This window comes from Mycobacterium sp. P4_H6, from assembly GCF_056400845.1.
Window position 1 is genome coordinate 1 of record NZ_JBFUKN010000056.1, and the last position, 15,939, is coordinate 15,939.

17 protein-coding genes are annotated in these 15,939 nt (G+C 66.3%); 11 read left to right on the forward strand and 6 right to left on the reverse strand.

Translation table 11 applies throughout. From position 1 onward, the window contains the following. Window positions 1–608: serine hydrolase (locus AC1DTF_RS21225; protein ID WP_477475501.1), on the forward strand; the 608-nt coding region annotated here is incomplete at its 5' end. Window positions 609–636: 28 nt separating this feature from the next. Here AC1DTF_RS21225 and AC1DTF_RS21230 read toward each other — a convergent pair. Together AC1DTF_RS21230 and AC1DTF_RS21235 are read right to left on the reverse strand one after the other, a co-directional pair. Next, a complete protein-coding gene (locus tag AC1DTF_RS21230; protein ID WP_057169238.1) occupies window positions 637–1,731 on the reverse strand; it encodes a coiled-coil domain-containing protein in 1,095 nt (364 codons plus the stop codon). Between the two features lie 124 nt (window positions 1,732–1,855). Further along, window positions 1,856–2,737 carry an alpha/beta fold hydrolase gene (locus AC1DTF_RS21235; RefSeq protein WP_057169237.1) on the reverse strand — a complete coding sequence of 294 codons (882 nt, stop codon included), beginning with the start codon at window positions 2,735–2,737 and terminating at the stop codon, window positions 1,856–1,858. An 80-nt stretch (window positions 2,738–2,817) separates the two neighbouring features. Between AC1DTF_RS21235 and AC1DTF_RS21240 the strand changes: the two genes are divergently transcribed. Genes AC1DTF_RS21240 through surE form a run of 3 tightly spaced genes read left to right on the forward strand, consistent with a single transcriptional unit; the run spans window position 2,818 to window position 5,284 of the window. After that, window positions 2,818–3,441 carry a winged helix-turn-helix transcriptional regulator gene (locus AC1DTF_RS21240; protein WP_477475528.1) on the forward strand — a complete coding sequence of 208 codons (624 nt, stop codon included), beginning with the start codon at window positions 2,818–2,820 and terminating at the stop codon, window positions 3,439–3,441. Window positions 3,442–3,500: 59 nt separating this feature from the next. Further along, the gene (locus AC1DTF_RS21245) at window positions 3,501–4,493 is read left to right on the forward strand and encodes a 1-phosphofructokinase family hexose kinase (RefSeq protein WP_057169236.1); all 993 of its coding nucleotides are present in this window, start codon (window positions 3,501–3,503) and stop codon (window positions 4,491–4,493) included. A 17-nt stretch (window positions 4,494–4,510) separates the two neighbouring features. Then, window positions 4,511–5,284 carry a 5'/3'-nucleotidase SurE gene (surE, locus tag AC1DTF_RS21250; RefSeq protein WP_477475502.1) on the forward strand — a complete coding sequence of 258 codons (774 nt, stop codon included), beginning with the start codon at window positions 4,511–4,513 and terminating at the stop codon, window positions 5,282–5,284. Window positions 5,285–5,306: 22 nt separating this feature from the next. Here the strand turns inward: surE and AC1DTF_RS21255 are convergent, their stop codons facing one another. Both AC1DTF_RS21255 and AC1DTF_RS21260 read right to left on the reverse strand, forming a co-directional pair. Further along, window positions 5,307–5,561: a hypothetical protein gene (locus AC1DTF_RS21255; protein ID WP_057169234.1), complete on the reverse strand. Its 255-nt coding sequence runs from the start codon at window positions 5,559–5,561 to the stop codon at window positions 5,307–5,309. 127 nt (window positions 5,562–5,688) lie between these two features. Next, window positions 5,689–6,306, reverse strand: a complete 618-nt coding sequence (locus AC1DTF_RS21260) for a TetR/AcrR family transcriptional regulator (protein ID WP_477475503.1) — start codon at window positions 6,304–6,306, stop codon at window positions 5,689–5,691. A gap of 133 nt (window positions 6,307–6,439) precedes the next feature. Here AC1DTF_RS21260 and AC1DTF_RS21265 point away from each other — a divergent pair, with 133 nt between their 5' ends. Continuing rightward, a complete protein-coding gene (locus AC1DTF_RS21265) occupies window positions 6,440–7,105 on the forward strand; it encodes a hypothetical protein (RefSeq protein ID WP_477475504.1) in 666 nt (221 codons plus the stop codon). A gap of 33 nt (window positions 7,106–7,138) precedes the next feature. Here the strand turns inward: AC1DTF_RS21265 and chrA are convergent, their stop codons facing one another. After that, window positions 7,139–8,563 carry a chromate efflux transporter gene (gene chrA / locus AC1DTF_RS21270; protein ID WP_477475505.1) on the reverse strand — a complete coding sequence of 475 codons (1,425 nt, stop codon included), beginning with the start codon at window positions 8,561–8,563 and terminating at the stop codon, window positions 7,139–7,141. A gap of 368 nt (window positions 8,564–8,931) precedes the next feature. Here chrA and AC1DTF_RS21275 point away from each other — a divergent pair, with 368 nt between their 5' ends. From AC1DTF_RS21275 to AC1DTF_RS21300, 6 genes are all read left to right on the forward strand, one after another. Further along, window positions 8,932–9,588, forward strand: coding sequence for an isochorismatase family protein (locus tag AC1DTF_RS21275; RefSeq protein WP_477475506.1), 657 nt, complete (start codon window positions 8,932–8,934; stop codon window positions 9,586–9,588). A 74-nt stretch (window positions 9,589–9,662) separates the two neighbouring features. Further along, window positions 9,663–10,106 (forward strand): DUF4174 domain-containing protein, encoded by a 444-nt coding sequence (locus tag AC1DTF_RS21280; protein ID WP_477475507.1) that lies wholly within the window; start codon window positions 9,663–9,665, stop codon window positions 10,104–10,106. Window positions 10,107–10,283: 177 nt separating this feature from the next. After that, complete coding sequence (locus AC1DTF_RS21285; protein WP_477475508.1) at window positions 10,284–10,859, forward strand: CIA30 family protein; 576 nt, start codon at window positions 10,284–10,286, stop codon at window positions 10,857–10,859. Between the two features lie 69 nt (window positions 10,860–10,928). Next, window positions 10,929–12,017, forward strand: a complete 1,089-nt coding sequence (locus tag AC1DTF_RS21290; protein ID WP_477475509.1) for a methyltransferase — start codon at window positions 10,929–10,931, stop codon at window positions 12,015–12,017. A gap of 152 nt (window positions 12,018–12,169) precedes the next feature. Beyond that, complete coding sequence (locus AC1DTF_RS21295) at window positions 12,170–12,430, forward strand: lipopolysaccharide assembly protein LapA domain-containing protein (protein WP_477475510.1); 261 nt, start codon at window positions 12,170–12,172, stop codon at window positions 12,428–12,430. Window positions 12,431–12,639: 209 nt separating this feature from the next. Beyond that, window positions 12,640–15,288 (forward strand): alpha-L-rhamnosidase, encoded by a 2,649-nt coding sequence (locus AC1DTF_RS21300; RefSeq protein ID WP_477475511.1) that lies wholly within the window; start codon window positions 12,640–12,642, stop codon window positions 15,286–15,288. Between the two features lie 58 nt (window positions 15,289–15,346). Here the strand turns inward: AC1DTF_RS21300 and AC1DTF_RS21305 are convergent, their stop codons facing one another. Then, window positions 15,347–15,838: a MarR family winged helix-turn-helix transcriptional regulator gene (locus AC1DTF_RS21305; RefSeq protein ID WP_477475512.1), complete on the reverse strand. Its 492-nt coding sequence runs from the start codon at window positions 15,836–15,838 to the stop codon at window positions 15,347–15,349. Window positions 15,839–15,939 lie beyond the last annotated feature (101 nt).

The following is a 15,939-nucleotide window of genomic DNA, read 5'->3' on the forward strand; positions in this document are numbered from 1 at the left end:
TGATGATCACGCTGTCCGACAACGCCGCTGCCGACGTCCTGCTGGCGGCAGTGGGCATGGACGCCCTGCACGACGTGATCGACGACCTCGGTCTGGCCAGTACCCGTGTCGTGGGCGGCACCGCGGCGCTGCAACGCCAGGTGATTCATGACTCCGGAGCTCTGACCCTCGGCGAAGCGGTCGGCCTGCTCGCCAGCAACAACGTCATCCACGACAGTGCGGCATTCGACCCTGCGTACACCACCGCGACCAGTCCGGCCGACACGAACACCATGCTGACTGCCATCTGGACGGGCACCGCCGCCTCCCCCGAGTCGACTCATGCCATGAAAACGATTCTTTCTCAACAGATCTGGCCGCACCGGATCCGGTCGGCGTTCCCTTTTCCGGATGTGGTGGTGGCCGGCAAGACAGGCACCATCGGACCCATCCGCAACGAGGTCGCCGTCGTCTCGTTCCCCGATGAGATTCCGATCGCGGTTTCCGTGTTCACCCGCGCCGCGCGCTCAGATGTCTACTTGCCCGTCGTCGACCAGGCGATCGGAAGCGCGGCCCGCCTCGCGGTGAACGCGCTGCGGGCCGCTGATGTGGTGGCGCTCGACGCCTGAATCCCCAAACGCGGGTGCTGCTCGGAAGTCAGCGGCGCGGCGTCACGGTGATGTGCACGTGGTCGAAGTGGCCGTAACCAGATGCCTGCGGACCGGCCGGCGTGTAGTACGTGCCACGCCAGATCACATCCTGCAGCCCGAACCGGCCTGCGTTGGCCATCGCGAACGCCATGATCTGATCTCCCAGCGCGATGCCCTCGGGACTGCCGGAGTTCGGGATCATGATGTCGATCGCCAGGCCGCTCGGATGCCACGGCTTCGAGTCCGGCCGTACCCCACCGATCTCGCCGATCTGCGGGAACTGCGCACTGACCGCCCGGGCCGCCAGGATCGCGTTGGGCTGCAGACCGGCCTCGTTGGCGACACCGACGGGCAGGGCCGCCTCGGGGATGTCGATGACGGCGGCAGCCAGAGATGGCGGGGCCGGCATCGCGATGATCGCCGGGTCTGTCGGAGCGGGCGCACTCGGCGGTGGCGGCGGGACCGCGTTGTCGACGGCCGCCTGCTGTTGCGGTGTGAGTGCGGCGTACTGCGCCTCCGCGGCGGCGATCTGCTTCAGCATGTCGCTCAACTTGGACTGAAGGTCGGCACGCACCGATGCTGCCTTCTCGGCCGCGGCGCGGGCGCCGGCGGCTGATTTCTCCGAAGCCTGGGCGGCGGTGGCGGCGCGCTCACGCGTTGCCAGGAAGACCTTCATCTGGTCGGCTGCCTGCGCGGCGACCGTCCGCTGCAGCGACAGCCGATCGATGAGCTGCTGCGGGGAGCCGGCCGTCAGCACCGCCGCCATCTGACCGCTGCGTCCACTCATGTACTCCATCGCGGCCACCCGGTTGATCGCGGCCTGGTACGGCTGGAGCTGGGCGTTGGCGGCCTCCAGGGCCTGCAGGTCGCCGCGATGGCGCTCGTCGGCTGCTGCCTGAACAGCGGCGGTCGCATCCACGTCACGCTGGGCAGCGGTGACAGCCTGGCGACTCTGCACCGCCTGCTGGGACAACTCGTTGAGTTTGGCCAGTGCATCTGCCGCGGGATCGGCATACGCGCCGCCCATCGATACGGCCAGGACCAGGACTGTCACCGCGAAACCGCACACCGCTCGTCGAAGTGAACGGCGCACTTCGGTCATTCGGATTGTCACGGTCCTTCGCTATAGGACCGATCGTGGCCCGGCTGTCGACTGTCTCGGACAGGCTACGAACTGGCATCGGCGATGTCCACTCGTCCCTCGGAGCGAGCGGCTGGGCGACCTCCTACCTCGCTGCCCAGTCGCGGATCGCGGCAACGAACTCCTCGGGCGCGTCGGACTCCACATAGGTGCCGGCGCCTTCGACGATGACGGTCTCGTGCTGGGGGAAGGTGGCTTCGAGGCGCTCCCGCTCCTGCGGGCGGAAGGCGATGTCGGCGTCGCCCCACACGATGAGGGTAGGTAGGTGGGCGAGGTCGGCAAGACCGGCCTCGACGTCGGCGAAGAAAGCGCGGCTGCCGAGCACCCGCCCAGGCAGCACAGCGCTGGCCTGCCGCCGCTCAGCGGTGGCGAGCGCCTCTCGGTAATGGTTCATTTCGTCGGCCGTCGGTGTGCGTCTGCGGTGGCCGGTGGGGATGAAGGCGTTGACGAGCACATTGAATTGCCGGACCAGGAATCGCATCGGGAGACCACCGACAATGCGGGAGAAGGCCTCGAAGTGCAGCACGCCGTTGACGGGCCAGGCCCAGGTGTTGACGAGGACCAGCCGATCGAAGGCGCCGGGCCGTCGCTGCGCGGCGGCCAGGCCGATCGGGCCGCCCCAGTCCTGGCCGACCAGTGTCACACCGTCCAAGCCGAGAGCATCGACGAACCCGGTGACCACGTCGGCGTGCTCCTCGGGTAGGTAGCGGTACCCAGGCGCTGCCGTGGAGAGTCCGAATCCCGGATAGTCCAGCGCGACACAGCGGAAGTCTGTTCGCAGCGCGGAAATCACCTCGCGCCAGAGAAACGACCAGGTCGGGTTGCCGTGCAGGAGAAGCAGTGTCGGGCCCGAGCCCTCGTCGACGTAATGCACGCTGTGCCCGTCGATGTCGATGAAGCGACTCTCGAACGGGAACAGTCCGTCGTCCACCCAGGCGGGTCGGGTGCTCTTGATGGATTCGGTCATGACGCCCCCTGGTGTGCCAGCCTTCTCGATCGCTTGAACTTCTCATATACACTTGAGTAAATCAAGTGCTGGAGGATTCGATGCGCAGCTACGGGCAGTACTGCGGGCTCGCCCGCTCCCTCGGAGTCGTCGGCGACCGGTGGAACCTGCTGATCGTCCGCCAGCTGCTGATCTCTCCCGCGCGCTACCGCGACCTGATCAACGGTCTCCCCGGTATCGCGACAAATTTGCTCGCCGACCGACTCCGCGAGCTCGAGGCTTTCGGGGTGATCGAACGGCGATTGGCCGGCGAAGGCAGCGTGGTCGAGTACCACCTCACCCCGTGGGGCGCCGAACTACGCACGCCGATCGAGAGTTTGATCGCCTGGTCGACCCCGCTGATGGTGCGCGGTCCCGAAGGCGACGCCTTCCGCCCCGAGTGGCTCGCTCTCGCCATCCCCGCCCTGCTCGGAACCCGGGTCAAAGTCCGGTCCTCGGCGACGGTCGGCCTCGATGTCGGCGAGCTCCTGGCACTTCGCGCATCGCGAACGGGCTTCGAGGTCGGCCTGCACGAGGGCGGCGATCTCGATGCGATCATCCGTGCCGAACCCAGCTACGTCCTCGGGCTGGCTGCGGGAGCGCTCACTCTCGACGACGCCCGCGCCCTCGGTCTTGTCGAAGTCGACGGGGACGAGTCCGTCGTCCGCGCCGTCTTCGCGGCCTGACTGACGCCGATCTTTCCGGTGCCGAAGGTTGACAGCACCGAGTGGGTACCCCGCCACCCATGACGAACACCGAACCCGAGCCGCCACCGTCCGACCATGCGGACTCCGTTGTCATCTTCGCCCCGTCACCGGTGCTGACCGTGACCGTGGAGGACCGTTCCGGGGAGGCCGACATCCACGTGCATGCGGGAGGCCAGGGCGTCTGGCAGTCCCGCATGGTGTCCTCGCTGGGTGTGCCGACCGTGCTGTGTGCCGCCCTCGGCGGCGAGACCGGCTCCGTGCTGGGCCACCTGTTGCCCGCGGAGAACGTCACCGTGCGAACGGTCCCCGTCAGCTCGCGTAACGGGGCGTACGTCCACGACCGCCGCACGGGCAGCCGGGAAGTCGTCGCCGAGAGCGCCGGCAGTCCGCTCGATCGCCACGAACTCGACTCGCTCTACGAACTCACCCTCACCCTGGGTCTCACTCACGGTCGGGTGCTGCTGTCCGGGCCGCAGGACGATCGGGTGGTGCCCGCGGATCTGTACCGGCGCCTCTCCACCGACCTCGGCGCCAACGGGTGCAAGGTCGCCGCCGACCTCGCCGGCGAACGACTGGAGGCCGTGCTTGCCGGTAAGCCGTACCTGATCAAGGTGAGCCACGAAGAACTGCTCGCAGACGGCCGTGCGAAATCAGAGGACGCCGAAGATCTGGTGGCGGCCATGCGTGCCATGCGCGACGAGGGCGCAGGCACGATCGTCGTGTCGCGGTCCGGTGCCGCGCCGGCCCTGGCGATGCTCGACGAGCAGGACGCTGAGAGCGACGGGACGCGAGGCGGCGCTGTGGTGGAGGTCGAGATGCCCAAGTTGGAGCCTGCCGACCCGGCCGGAGCCGGGGACTCGATGACGGCGGGCATGGTCGCTGCGCTGGCAAGCGGACGTTCGCTGCGCGAGGCCTTGCAGGTGGGCGCGGCGTGTGGGGCGCTCAACGTCGTGCGCCACGGGCTGGGCACCGGCGGCGCGCAGGCCGTCGAGACGCTCGCCGAACGCGTCGAACTGCGGCCATGGACATAGCGAAGAGAGGACGAAGGGTGCCACGCGCCTTGGTAACCAACGACGACGGGATCGACTCGGCCGGCCTACACGCACTGGCGATCGCCGCACAGCGGGCGGGGCTCGAAGTGATCGTGGCCGCACCCGCGGAGCAGGCCAGCGGCGCGAGCGCGGCGCTCACAGCGGTGCGCCGGGAAGGCCGCACGGTGGTCGAGCGCCGGGAAGTGCCCGGCCTGGACGGTATCGAGGCGTGGGCCGTCCACGCCCAACCCGCGCACATCGTCGCCGCCGCCTTGAACGGGTGGTTCGACCCGCGCCCGGATCTCGTGCTGTCCGGGATCAATCACGGCGCCAATGTCGGCCGGGCCGTACTGCATTCGGGTACCGTCGGCGCGGCCTTGACCGCCGGGGTGAACGATATCCGCGCGTTGGCGGTGTCACTGGATGTGGCGCTGCATCCCCGCGGGGACCGGCACTGGGCAACGGCCTCCGGGCTGGTGGCATCCGTGCTGGAACTGCTTCTGGATGCACCTGAAGCAACTGTCTTGTCCCTCAACGTCCCTGACCGCCCGGCCGCCGAGGTAGGACCGATCGTGCACGCCCGGTTGGCGCGCGGTGGGGCGGTGCAGGCGCGGGTCGACGAGGTTCGCGAAGGTGACGTCCGGCTCGCCGAGTTCGAGATGGACGAGGAACCTGAGTCCGGCACCGACAGCGCACTCCTGGCGTCCCGGCACCCGACGCTGACGGAGCTCAAGTCAGTCGCAGCGCACGACGGCGATTTGGTGCCGAACTGGCTCCAGGCGAGGCAGTGACCCCCTCGGGCTTACGTGTCGATCAAGCCCCGGACGGCACCGGATAGCGGTCGTTGATGTCGGCGTTGGACGCTTTGCGCGCGCAGTGGGCGCAACAGAAAATGCCCTCGTCCGCCTCGACGCCGTGACCGAGGATGCGGCAACCACAGTGGCCGCATTCCGGTGCCAGTTGCACCGCGGCGCATTCCACGCTGTCAAACGTCGCCGAATGCCCGTCCGCGAACGTCACCGAGAATGCCTTGTCGTAGTCATTGCCACAGGTATCGCAGATCGCCATGAAGACTCCTCACATCGTGATTTCCGAATGAGTGCCCGGTCGGGTGGGTAGCCAAACGGCAGGCAAGGCCGGCCTCCCGGTGGATATCGACGGCGCGTGCGTCGCCGTCCTCGCGGTGCCCGTGCAGTCACCCACTGTCGCGCGCCGCCAGCTTCCCCATCGCAATGACGCCCCGCTTGACCGACTCCGCGACCGCAGCCGGGTCTGCGTCACGAAGCTCCGCGATGTTGGATGTCAAGGCCAGAGTGGCGAAGCCGTGTGACAACGACCAACCGGCCAAGGCCAGTGACGTGACCTCGTCCTCACCGACCGGCTCTGAGCGACCACTGCCCAGACTTGCGCGAGCGGCATCATGCAGCACGTCGAACGCAGATTTCTTCGCCGCCAGCAGCTTTGGATCGTCGGCGCGGTACAGATAGGGACGGAACATCACCTCGAAGTGACCGGGGTACGCGAGCGCAAAAGCGATGTACGCCTGGCCGCCCTGCAGAAACCCATCCGGACCGCCCGCCACCGAGCCGAGCGCTTCGGCCTGTAGCCGGAAACCCTCAGCCGCCACCGCGGTGAAGATCCCGCTCTTGTCTCCGAATTGATAGGCGAGCGCGGCGTGCGAGACGCCCGCGCGCCGGGCGATGCGGCGCATGCTCACCGACGCAACTCCGACCGTTCTGACTTCCTCGACGGCTCCATCGATCGCCGCCCGTTCGAGTTGGCCGTGGTGGTACGGGCGCGGACTCGTTGCCATGACCAGTCACCCTACCGTCGATCTGACCATTGATAAGTTTCACCGCTTCCGGCATCATCGAACTCGGCACGTAAACTTACCGGTGGAAAGATATGCAGACCGGAGGCCGGAATTGAGCACTTCTACGGTGGCCGTGAGACGGCGGGCAAAAGCGTGGCCGGCCGCGCGGGTGGCGCGATGGGCCGGCGCGGTCGGGTTCGCCCTGCCCGCACTCACCCTGATCGCCTACCCGATCTGGTCCTTTCCGGCGACACAGACCGCGGGCACGGAGGTGGCGCGATGGGCGGCGGACAATCACGACCGCCTGATCGTGACGATGCTGCTCAACACGATGGGCGTCACGCTGTGGCTCGTTTTCGGCGCCGCCGTACACGCCGTTCTTCGTGACCGCCTCCCCGCCGCCTCGATGCTGCCGATGTGCTTCGGGGCAAGCTTTCTCGGCTGTGTCATCCTTCTGCTCAGCGGGTTCACCGCATTCAACCTGCTGCTCTACCGCGATCACGGTGCGGAGATGTCAATCCTGCTCTATGACTTCACGTTCGGACTGCTTGCCATGTCCGGCCTGCCGACGGTCGTCGCGCTCGGAGCATTCGCCGTCGCGGTGTACACCTACCGGGTGTTACCCCGCTACACCGCGCATCTGGCGACGGCCGGCGCCGTCGTTCATCCACTCTTGCTGGCGACTTTCATCGTCCATGAGGGCCCACTCTCCCTGGAGGGCATCTCGATCACCGCGATGCCGGCGTTCCTGTTCGCCTGGATCCTCGGCACGGCGCTCGCCATGCCGCGGCTCGGATAGCGCCAGAGTCGGCGTTCAAGCGTGTTCTGCATGTCACGTGAGCGGCAGTCCGGCGAGTGCGGCTGCACCACCGAGCAGTGCGCAGATGCCGAGGGTGCGCAGCACCGACCACTTGAAGCCGAAGATGATGACCGCGGAGATGACGGCGATGGCGAGCGCGAGCGGCTTCCACGTCGCGCCATCGGGTAGTTGCATGCTCACGAAACCCCAATGCACGGTGATTGTTTCGGCGAATAAAGTGTGGAAGGCGAAGTAGACGGCCAGGTTGGCGATGACGCCGACGACGGCAGCGGTGATCCCGGTCAGAGCTGCGCTGAGGTGCGCGTTGTTGCGTAGGCGTTCGACATAGGGGGCGCCGAGGAAGACGAACATGAAGCACGGCACGAAGGTGACCCACGTGGTGAGCAGCGCGGCCAGTGTCGCTGTCAGCCAGGGATCCAGGGTGCCCGGGTTGCGGTACGCCCCGACGAAGGCGACGAACTGCACCACCATGATGAGCGGTCCGGGTGTGGTCTCCGCCAGCGCCAGCCCGCGCACCATCTCGCCTGGGGCCAGCCAGTGGTACACCTCCACAGCGCGTTGTGCGACGTACGCCAGTACCGCGTATGCACCGCCGAACGTCACCAAAGCTGTTCCGGTGAAGAACATCCCTTGGGTGGTGAGCACGCTGTGCGGTCCGGTCAGCAGTACGACCGCAAGCATGGGTAATCCCCACGCAAGCAGGCTGACCCCGAGCACTTTGGCCGTGTGAGCGCGCGACGGACCGGCGTCGTGAAGCACGTCATCGCTGATGAGCGAATCCTGGTCGGTGTCACTGCCGCTCGCGGATGTGGCGTGCCCGCTCAGCATCGCCGGGGCGTAGCGTCCCAGCCCCCACCCGATGACCGCCGCGACCGCAATGACGATCGGAAAGGCGATCCCGAACACGCTCAGCGCGATGAACGAGGCGACAGCGATGACGATGAGGCCCGGGCCGGTGAGAGCCTTCTTTCCCACCCGCCACAAAGCGCTAACCACGATGGCCAGGACCGCAGGCGCCAGGCCCGCGAAGAGGGCTGCGACAGCCAGGGTTTCACCGAATGCGACGTAGATAGCCGACAGCGCCAGTATGGCCACCGCACCGGGAAGGACGAACAAGGTCCCTGCTGCAATCCCGCCGCGGGTGCCGTTCAACAGCCACCCGGTGTAGATGGCGAGCTGCTGAGCCTCGGGGCCCGGCAGCAGCATGCAGTAGTTGAGTGCATGCAGGAACCGTTTCTGGCCGATCCAGCGTTTCTGATCGACGAGGAAATGCTGCATGACCGCGATCTGGCCGGCGGGTCCGCCGAAGGTCTGCAATGAGATCAGGAACCAGGCACGCAGCGCCTCCCGGAACGGCACCACGTCCCTCGACGCCGGTAGGTCGTTCGCCGCAGCGGGGCGCGGGTTGCCTGGCACGTCGTTGGCACCGGCGCTCATGACGGGTGCCGCCCGATGGTCAGACTGCGCCGAAAGTACTCGTAGAGTCCGGTCGACGTGGCATCGCCCACGACCAGGGCCTGCTCATCGAGCGACGGAGAAGACACGCAGCGCACGCAACCACGGTTACGTGCGCTTGTCGAGTGTTCGCCTCATGAAATCCTGGCGACGGCCAGACACGTTCGCAGGCCGCAAGGCTTTCACTGCCTCGCGGCGAACCGCCCCTACCCGCCAGCAGGTAGCGCGCACTGAGGTCACCGGGGGGCCGCGATGGTGGCGGACACTGACGACATCGCCGGCCAAGAGGTCAATCATCGACACGAGATCATCTGATGCTCGCCCGCCGACACAGGAAAAGAGACACTCCGATGGACTGGAACCGAAACGACACCGCCGTCGTCTTCATCGATCCGCAGAACGATGTGCTCAGCCCCACCGGCATCAACTGGGCGGCGACCGGCGCCAGCGTCACCGAGAACGACACCGTTGCGCACATGCTCGCCATCTTTCAGGCCGCGAAAGCCGCATCGTTCGGCATGTTCATCTCACCGCATTACTTCTATCCCACCGACCACGGCTGGTTGTTCAACGGCGCGCTGGAGGCCGACGAGCTGCGCACCGGCACCTTCGATCGGCCGGGTCCGTTGAATCTGGACGGGCTGACCGGCTCGGGGGCCGACTGGCTCGACGAATTCAAGCCCTACATCGAGGATCCCCAGACGATCGTCGTCAGCCCGCACAAGGTCTTCGGTTCGCAGACCAACGATCTGGTGCTGCAGTTGCGCAAGCGACGGATCAACAAGGTCCTGCTGGGCGGGATGYTGGCGAACATGTGCGTCGAATCCCACCTGCGCGATCTTCTCGAGCAGGGTTTCGAGGTCTACGTCGTCCGCGATGCCGTCGCCGGCCCCCGTCATCCGGAGTGGGGAGATGGCTACCAGGCCGCTCTGGTCAACTACGCATTTCTCGCACACGGGGTGGTGTGGACCAAGGACGTCGTGGCGGCCATGCACGCTGCGATCTGACCGATATCTCGACAACCGAGGACCCGTCCGTAGAGTTGGTACTCATCATGACCGACAGACGCAGTGTTCGGCGAGTGGCGCTCGTATCGATTGCGTTGGTGGTGAGTACAGCCTTCGGCGCCGGTACGGCAATGGCTACCGAACTCAGTGACTACCGCTGGGAGCGTCGTCCCCTACTGCTGTTCGCGCCTACGGACCACGATGCCCGGCTCGTGGAAACGCTCGGCCGAATCGAGGCCAGTCGATGCGATTTTGACGGTCGAGACATGGTGATCGGCTCGGTGGTGGCCGAGGGAGTCAGCACGCTTGACGGTCACGTCATCAGCGCCGATGAGTCACAGCGGCTGGCGAACCAGTATGGGATTGGTGACGGTGCTTTCAGCGTCGTGTTGATCGGAAAAGACGGTGGCGAGAAGCTTCGCGTCAACCAGGTCCCGGATCTTCACGCAGTTTATGCAGTGATCGATGGCATGCCGATGCGAAGCCGCGAGATGGGTGCGAATCCGAGCCGGTGTTGACCTCGGAGAAATGCTCTGAGATTCCGACAAGTGTTCTCCGCGTGTGACTGTCACGCATACCGCCGCAGCTGTAGTTGACAAGGTGTCCGGCGCACATACATTGGCCTCATGGACAGTTGTCGACCTCACACGTGCAGCGGTCCGCGGTCTGAGCGTGGGCTGGTCGGCATCGTGTTGGTGTGCTCGGCGCTTTTGCTTGCGTCGTGCGCAAGCGCCGGCCGATCCGCCAACGCGGATGAGACGACGAATGCGCCGGTACTCGCCGACCTCGGCAATGCCGGCGCGGTGGCCACCTGGACAACCGTCAACGACCCCGTCATGGGCGGTATGTCCACCTCGATGATCACGTTCGGCGGTGGTGGCCTCATGTTCTCCGGCAACGTCTCGTTGGAGAACAACGGCGGATTCGCCTCGGCCCGCAGTCCGCAGGACCCCGATATCGGACGACGAGCCACCGGTGCGAAGTCGCTCCGTGTGCACGCGACGGGCGACGGAAAGACCTACCTCTTGAAGGTCGGTATTGCCGGGCAGCCCTGGTCCTACATCCAGCGTTTCCCTACTCAGGCCGCCCTACCGACGGTCTACAACCTGCCCGTTGAGGGCTTCCAACCGGTGGGGATGCGCCTCGATCCCGCCCTCGATGCCCCACAGACTCTGGACCCGTCACACATCGACGAGGTGGCGGTCTACATTCTCGACAAACAGCGGGGCCCCTTCGAGATCACTGTCAGCGCCATCGACGCCATCACCTGAAACCGACTGCCGCAACGAATTTCTCGCTGAAACACGTAGCCATAACGCGCCTGGGAGTAGCCTGCACGGATGGCGTCGACGCCTCTCCCCGTGGTATTGGCCACCCTCGCCCTGCGACGCAGGCTCAAGCAATTCGCAGACAAGCTGGTGCCGCCTCAGATCGCGATGCTGGACCTCGGCGAGGGTGTCGGCGGTGTGCAGATCGCCGCAGCCATAGCCGAACTCGGGATCGCCGATGTGCTCGCCGGCGGCCCGATGACCGCACCGCAGATCGCCGCCCGGATCGATTGCGATGAAGAGACCACGCACCGGCTTCTGCGCGGGGCCGTCGCGTGCGATCTGTGCACGATGGACCGTCGCACCGGTGCGGTGAAACTGACCCGCATGGGAGCGGTGTTGCGCAGCGACCACCCTGCGTCGCTGCGAGCCTGGATGCGCTACAAGGGGATGCGGTCGACCGTCGACGCCTGGGGTGGCCTGGTCACCAGCGTGCGCGGTGGCCAGAGCGCGTTCGAGATCGTGCACGGTGTGTCGGTGTGGGAGTGGTTCGCCACGCACCCCGACGAGCAACAGGTGTTCGCCGCGACGATGCGCCAGGCCACGGAGATCAGTGCCCGCGCCATCGCCCGGGTGTATCCGTGGCCGGACGGTGCGGTGGTGTGCGACGTGGCCGGTGGCATCGGCACGCTGCTATCGGTCATCGTGGCCGAGTCGCGCGGCGATCTGCGCGGGGTCCTGGTCGACAGTGCGGGAATGATCGCCGAGGCGGAACTCTTCCTCGCCGAGCGAGGTGTTGCCGACCGCATCGACCGTGTCGAGGGCGACATCTTCCGCACCGTGCGCGCCACCGCCGACGTCTACCTGCTCAAGGACGTGCTGCACGACTGGGATGACGAGCGCTGCGCGAAGATCCTCACCGCGGTGGCGACGAGCATGCCTCGCGGCAGCAAGCTGGTGATCATCGAGTATCTGCAACCACGGCATCGGCCGAATCCGTTCTCACCGCTTCTCGACCTCCATACGTTGACTCAACGGGACGGCGGACGTCTGCGCTCGTTGGACGAACTGTCCGCTCTGCTCAGCGGCGCAGACCTGCGACCCACCGGCCGCAGGTTCTCGGTGGTGCCGCACGACCTGATCGAGGCAGAGAAGGTCTGAGCGCGGGTCCGCTGCCGCGCGAATAAACCTCCATGAGGTGTGAACGATGTCACGCATCTCCGGGCGTGCGGATTGCGCTGGCGCGTACGTCTATTCAGGTGAGCGAACCAAGAAGGCGCGCCACCGATTCCATCACTCTCAGGAGAAGCATCATGACCACCCCCACCGCAGATCGTATTCCCACCCGTCGTTCCGGCGGCCTCGCCGCCAAGCTCGCACTGATCCTCGCGCTCGTTCTCGTTGTGGCTCTGGCCGTCTTCGCGTTGCAGAACACTGTGCACACCGCCGTCAGCTTCATCGGATGGGATTTCGAGCTGGCGCAGGGTGTCTGGTTGCTCGGCGCCGCGGCCGTCGGCGCCGTCATCGCGCTGGTCGTCAGCGCAGCCCTTCGCGTGCGGCGAGCCATCAGGTAAGCCGCGCTCTTCCCACCCTGGGCAGCCGGCTACGGCGGGATCCCCAGCCGTCGCGCTGTGAGACGTAGCGTGGGAGGCTATGGTCCGCGTAAACATGACCGAACGCACCCGGCAAGCACTTTTTCAGGACGCCACCGGGCGCGTGCTGGGCATGAAGCCCGACGCCCCTGTGTCGGGCTTCCTCAACGGAGCAACGCGGTGATCAGCTGATGCGCGAGCCGTTCGCGCTCACGGTGGACACCCTTCGCAGGCCCCTCGGGATCGATACCGTTGCGCCAGAATTCGGATGGCTGGTGCCGGGCACGGTCGCGCAACGCGCGTACGACATCGAGGTCGGCACCGATCCGGGCTTCCCCGCCGCGCATTCGTCGTGGGTATCGGGGCGGGTGGAATCCGAGCGACCGTTCGGCATTGCCTACACCGGACCACGGCTCGCGTCGCGAACCCGGTATCACTGGCGAGTGCGGGCACACCTCGACGACGGGAGCGTCACGGACTGGGCGGCCGACTCCTTCGAAACGGGGATTCTCGACCGATCGGGGTGGGTGGCCCGGTGGGTCACCCACCCGGATTCCACCGCCAAGGATCCGCGAACGCTGTACTTCCACACCACAATCGACCTGAAGGCCCCGGTGGTGCGGGCGCGCGCCTACACCTCCGCGCTCGGGTGGTACCGGCTTGTCGTGAACACCACCGACGTTACCGGCCATTCGCTCGTGCCCCGCTGGACACCGTTTCATCAGTACGTCGAGTACCAGACCTACAACACCACCGACGCCCTGCACACCGGCACGAACCACATCTACATGGTGGTGTCGGAGGGGCGCTACCGCGGGAAGCTCGGTATATTCTCCGCGGCGGCACGCTACGGCGACCGACTCGCCGCTCTGGCACAGCTCGAAATCGAACTTGCCGACGGTACGACCATGCAGGTGTGCAGCGACGCAGGGTGGCGAGTGGGCTACGGACGTGTGATGCGCGCGGACCCGAAAGATGGTGAGCGCGTGGACCTGCGCCTGCCCGATCTGCCACCTGAGGGTGCCTTCGGAACCGCGGTATCACTGTTGAACACGCACAAACCTCTGATAGCCGAGTCCGTGGAGCCGGTGACCGTGATCGGTCATCGGACCGGCGTGCCCAGTCGCACCCCATCAGGACGACAACTGGTCGATTTCGGCCAGAATTTCGCCGGCGTTGCGCGGCTGCGTCTCGCCGGCCCCGCAGGGGCGACGGTCAAACTGCTCTACAGCGAGGTGCTCGACGCCCACGGCGAACTCGACACGAATTACCTGGACGAAAAGCCCGGCAAGGAATGGTTCCAACGCGACGAGGTCATCCTCGGCGACAAGCCGGTCGACTACACGCCCGCGTTCACGATTCACGGATTTCGGTATGTCGCGATCGACGGGCCGGCCGACCCGGTCTCGCCAGATGATGTCCTGGGCATCATGCTCTCCTCGAGAATCCCGCAGATCGCGGAGTTCCGCGCGTCCGACCCGCGCCTCGAACGCCTCTGGAGCAATGTCCTGTGGTCGCTGCGCTCCAACTTCACCGACACTCCTACCGACTGCCCCACCCGCGAGCGGTCCGGCTGGACCGGAGACATCCAGGTGTTCGGTCCGACCGCGGCGCAGATGGTCGACGCCCGAGCCTTCCTCCGGCGATACCTCCAGAACACCGCCGTCGAGCAGCGCCCGGACGGGCGGGTGCCACCGTTCATCCCGTCGGAGGCCTCCCCCGGGGTGTCCAAGAACAAGCTCTCCTTCAGCTCCTCATCCACGGGGTGGGGAGATGTCGCGGTCATGTTGCCGTGGACCCTCTACCAGTACTACGGCGACACCACGGTTCTCGCCGATCACTACGACAGTGCTCGTAAATGGGTGGACCACCTGACCCACCGGGCATCGACCAAGCGCAGCATCCGCCGCCGTCTGCGTCGTGGGGTCGGCGATCTCGAACAATTCATCGTGGACACGGGTTTTCAATGGGGCGAGTGGCTCCGACCCGGTGAGACATTCAGGTCGGAGATCCGCGGTGGCTTCACCGGGAAACGCGCCGCGGTCGCCACGGCCTACCTCGCGCGATCCGCAGAACTGCTCTCGCGCATCGCCGAGGTTCTCCAGCACGGGGACGACGCCGACCGTTACCGCCGGCTGTCGGCGAACGCAACGCGGGCCTGGCTAGCCGCGTTCGTCACCGAAGGCGGCGCTCGAATCGGCGACGACAAGCAGGATGACTACGTCAGAGCCCTGGCATTCGACCTTCTCACCCCGGACCAACGCCCCCGGGCTGCTGGCCGGCTCGTCGAATTGGTCGAGCAGGCAGATTTCCACCTCGGCACCGGATTCCTCAGCACCCCAATGCTGTTGGACACGCTCGTCGACGCAGGACATCAGGACATCGCGTACCGCGTACTCCTACAGACGACGGCGCCGTCGTGGCTCGACCAGGTGGAACGGGGCGCCACCACGACGTGGGAGACCTGGGAGGGCTATACCGTCACCGGCGAGCCGCACGCGTCGCACAACCACTACGCCTTCGGCACGGTGGCTGCGTTCCTGCAGGAGCGCGTGGCAGGGCTCGCGCCGACGGCACCCGGGTACGCGCGGTTCCGGGTGGCTCCCGTCATCGGTGGGGGTCTTACGAGGGCGTCCGTCACGCTTGAGACGCCGTACGGAACAGCGGGCGCGGCATGGGAACTGGGGCCTTCGAGGATCGTGACCCTCACGGTGACCGTGCCGGCCGGCGCAAGGGCCGACGTGGAACTGGGCGACGTTCGCCGAGAACTGTCGGCGGGTACCCACACGATCACGGCGCAGCACCCGACCAGCCAACGCCCAGACGCCCAACCCGGCTAGCGCGAAATCGACATGCTCTGCCGCAACAGCTTTCCTGTCAGGAGCGAGCGCTGACAGGTCACTTGGAGGACATGCCGGGCATCGGTGTGAGGCCCAAGTGTGCGCGGAGCGCCCTCGTGGTGTCATCGATCTCGGTGAGTTGCGCGTCCGTGAACGCGTCGATGAAATAGTCCTTGACGGCCTTCGCGTGGGGGCTCAGGCTCGCGCGGAAGGCGCGGGCCCCGTCGTCGGTGAGGACGACTTGCCAACCCCGGGCATCGTCGGTGCACGGCTCTCGCCGAATGAGCCCGCGCTTCTCCATGCGCCCAAGATGGCCTGACAACCGGCTGCGCTCCCACTCGATATGTGCGGCGAGTTCTGAGGAACGGAACGACTTCTCCTCGGACTCGCTGAGCGCGAGCAGCACCTTGTAGTCCCCTTCGGAGAGTCCGGAGTCCGCCTGCAGCCTGGCTTGGACTCGTGCGCGCAGGATTTCGACCGTTTGGATGTAGGCCCGCCACACCGCGAACTCTTCGCTGGTGGGGAGCCCCTTGCGCCTGGATGCACTCATCGTTCCCCCATTGGTTGACATGTGAATCATTTCTGGAATGATTTACATGTCAATTACACCACCTCCCGTCGTCTGCTGAGCAGTGAACGAACGACTCGCGG